Annotated in this window: 5 protein-coding genes; all 5 read left to right on the top strand. The window is 27.2% G+C overall.

What is annotated here, in order from left to right; all coding sequences use genetic code 11:
* The first annotated feature begins 166 nt into the window (after positions 1-166).
* Positions 167-577, top strand: coding sequence for a hypothetical protein (locus tag E6A48_RS11050; RefSeq protein WP_219710327.1), 411 nt, complete (start codon positions 167-169; stop codon positions 575-577).
* An 18-nt stretch (positions 578-595) separates the two neighbouring features.
* Positions 596-1,084: a hypothetical protein gene (locus E6A48_RS11045; protein WP_219710326.1), complete on the top strand. Its 489-nt coding sequence runs from the start codon at positions 596-598 to the stop codon at positions 1,082-1,084.
* Positions 1,085-1,156: 72 nt separating this feature from the next.
* Complete coding sequence (locus E6A48_RS11040) at positions 1,157-1,567, top strand: hypothetical protein (RefSeq protein WP_219710325.1); 411 nt, start codon at positions 1,157-1,159, stop codon at positions 1,565-1,567.
* Between the two features lie 74 nt (positions 1,568-1,641).
* Complete coding sequence (locus E6A48_RS11035) at positions 1,642-2,088, top strand: hypothetical protein (RefSeq protein WP_219710324.1); 447 nt, start codon at positions 1,642-1,644, stop codon at positions 2,086-2,088.
* 57 nt (positions 2,089-2,145) lie between these two features.
* On the top strand, positions 2,146-3,129 hold a 984-nt coding region (locus tag E6A48_RS11030), incomplete at its 3' end, for an NAD(P)H-dependent glycerol-3-phosphate dehydrogenase (protein ID WP_219710322.1).

Below are 3,129 nucleotides of genomic sequence, written 5' to 3'. Positions count from 1 at the left end.
TGTTGATAATGATGGAATATATAAGGCTTTGAAACATTTTAATATAATATAAAAAAGTATATAGATAGTTATTTTTATCATTATTTATCCGATAAAGTAAGTAATAATTTGACTTAATTTATAAATTGATTATAATATTAAATATAAGTTTAATGGAGTTTTACTTATGACTAAAAAAATATTTCTACTTTTATTTATTATTTTTATTTCATCTATAATGTTTGTAAGTTGTAAAAAATTTGATACAACAGCAACAACAATAGAAAATCCAAATACTTATACAAGTATAGACCCTATTTTAGGACAAGGGTATAAATTGCAAGTTACTACTACAGCTACTGCTATTACTATAGGAATATTAAATACTACTACTAGTACAATTATAGGAACAGAAGCAGAAAATATAGATAAATTATATCAAGAAACAGGAAGCACTAATAATTATAGTTTTCAAAATGGTGTAATGTCTGGTAATTTTAGTATATTATCAGCAGACCAAATAAAAATTAGTTTTGTAAGAAATACTCCACCATATCTTAGTGTAAGAGATGTAATTTGTACTAGTACTGCTCCTTAATTTTAAGGATTATAATTTATGGAGGGTTTAAAATTTATTAAAATAATATTATTTAGTTTTTCTATTTTACTACTAATTGTTTTTTTTATGAGTTGTCAAAGCCCTCTGTTTCAAACTTCATATAATGCCAAAAATGATCTTGCTAGTACAAACTATACAAACTATTATGGACAATATATTAGTAAAAATACTGTAGGTCAAAATCCAAATGAAAAATTAAATTTTTATATAACTAATGAGGTTATAACCAACGTGTATGATGGAAAACAAAATATAATAACCAACACTCTTTATATATGGGTTGGAGCTAGTTCTTTTCCAGACAAAAATAAATTTATAGTAGGATATTCTAATGTTGATGGAGAATTTCCGCATTATGCTTTTAATAGCGAAAAAGTTGTTGGAAAATTCACTATAGTAAATAAAAATGTAATAACTATAAATTTTGCTACACTTTTGCCACCATATTTAAATATTCAAAATGTAACTTGTAATAAAGTTCAATAAAATATTTACTTTCATTAAAAATTAAAATATATATGTCGATAATTAAACAGATATATAATTTTGGAGTTTTTTATGAAAAAAACTATTATATTAATAACTATATTTACAATATTTTTAATATCATGTAAAATACAACCTACGGCACCAGAAAATCAATCTTTAATAACTGATAATAACTATAGAAGTAGCTTTCCAATACTTGGAAAATCTTATCTTTGGGTAACAACAACTGCTACTGCAATATCTTTAAATTTTGGTACTGAGGATGCTGTAGAAGGAACAGGTGAAATAATTTTTGATAAAAATAATGGAATTGATGATACAATGCTATCAACTGATAAAAATACTAATACTTATGCTTTTCAAACAGGAACAGCTACTGGAAGTATAGAAGTATTAGATTCCACTAGGGTAAAAGTATATTTCACACAAAATGTAACTCCATATATAAAAATAATGGAAGCTGTTTGTGAAAAGAAATAAAATAAAAAAATAATTATTGACTAAATTAAATAAATTTATTATACTTATGATATATAATTGGAGATGTTTTTATCATGAAGAATGTAATAAGTTTTATAACTATTTGTTTATCAATAATATTTTTTATATCTTGTAAGGCAAATACTGGTCCTATAGAAAATTCAGAAAAAACCCAATTAATTACTACAGCCAATGGGCTAAAAAGCTCAGGTCCTGTATTAGGTCAAGCATACCTTTGGGTCTTTTTGGAAACAGATGGCTCTACTAGTTCAATATCTTTAAAATTTGGAGAAGAAGCTACACCTCCTGGTGAAGATGTTATAGGTGAAGAAGTTAAGTTTAATGGAAATATAGAACATATATATCCAACAGCTAATCAAGATGCTAACTCTTATGCATTTCAAAGCGGTACTATAACAGGTATAGTAGAAATATTAAGTGAAACTCAAGTTAATGTAACTTTCTCTAGAAATATATCACCATATCTAAAAGTAAATGATGTAGTATGTACTGCACAATAAGAATTATAACTTTTATATAATATTTCTCAATAAATATAAAGAAAGGTTTAATACTTGATGGAAAATGTTGCAATTATAGGTGCTGGTGGTTGGGGACTTGCTTTAGCTAATATTTTTTCTGAAAAGCATCATATTAAAGTATGGGTGCATAGTGAAGATAGCTATAACAATCTTAAAAAATTCCATAGAAACGACAATTATTTACAAAATATACAATTAAATGAGAAAATAGAATTTAGTATGGAGCTTGATGAGGTTATCAATGATGCTAAAATAGTAATTATTGTAACCCCATCTTTTGCATTCTATAATACTTGTGAAAACATAGAACCTTATATAAGCAATGAGCAAATAATAATATCAGCAACAAAAGGATTAGATAGAAATACCGGCAAAACAATGAGCGAAGTTGCTAGAAGTATAATATCTGGAGAAGTAAATATTCTTACACTCTCTGGTCCTTCTCATGCTGAAGAAGTTGCCAAGGGAGTACCTACTGCAGTAGTCATTGGTGGAGAAAAAGGTGTTTCAGAATATGTAAGAGATACCTTAACTGTACCTCCAAAATTTAGAATATATAATTCAACAGACCAAAAAGGCGTAGAGATAGGTGGTGCTTTGAAAAATATTATAGCAATAGCTGGCGGTATAGTAGATGGTCTTAATTTGGGTGATAACACTAAAGCAGCACTAATCACAAGAGGTCTTCATGAAATAGTAAGATTTGCTTTAAGTAAAGGAGCAAGAATAGATACTATGTATGGTCTTTCAGGAATAGGTGATTTAATAGTAACTTGTTCTAGTGGATTAAGTAGAAACAATAGACTTGGAAGAGAGCTTGCTAAAGGAAAGAAATATCAAGATGTTATAGCTAATTCTCATGGGCAAGTAGCTGAAGGAGTATACGCTACAACAGCAGCATATGAGTACGCCCAAAAAAATAATATATATATGCCAATAACAGAGGCTATTTACAATATATTATTTAATAATGCAAATATACAAGAAACCCTAAAGGAACTTATGAGCAAAGATGCTAAA

Source organism: Brachyspira pilosicoli, from assembly GCF_019402445.1.
GTDB classification, from domain to species: domain Bacteria; phylum Spirochaetota; class Brachyspiria; order Brachyspirales; family Brachyspiraceae; genus Brachyspira; species Brachyspira pilosicoli_B.
This window is presented reverse-complemented; position numbering and strand designations above follow the sequence as displayed.